Below are 350 nucleotides of genomic sequence, written 5' to 3' on the forward strand. Positions count from 1 at the left end.
ATCATTCGGTTGCGGCTCCCCAAAGGGAGCATCGTCTGCTGGCTCCGAGTTCAGCAACACCCGCTGGCCGGGCAGCAATGCCCCCGGATCATCAATCACCTTTACCGGCTGACCGCTGCCGAGCCGGGAGTGGCCATTGACGACTACGTCCGGTTTATCCGTTAGGCCACTGGTGACTTCCACCCAGCCATCACGGCGCCCGCCCAAGGTAACCGGATGACGCCGCGCCCGGTTATCCTTGCTCACGGTGAACACATAGCTCTGCGCGCCCTGGGTGATAACTGCCTGCTCCGGCACCAGCAAGGCATCGCGTTGCGCTAATTGCACAGACACTCGCAAAAACTGCCCAG

General features: G+C 61.7%; 1 protein-coding gene. It reads right to left on the reverse strand.

The window, feature by feature from the left end:
- Positions 1-350 (reverse strand): efflux RND transporter periplasmic adaptor subunit (locus F8C76_RS19410; protein WP_369126717.1); only part of this gene is annotated, 350 nt, incomplete at both ends.

The organism is Flagellimonas olearia (genome assembly GCF_009184425.1).
In the GTDB taxonomy this organism is placed as follows: domain Bacteria; phylum Bacteroidota; class Bacteroidia; order Flavobacteriales; family Flavobacteriaceae; genus Flagellimonas; species Flagellimonas olearia.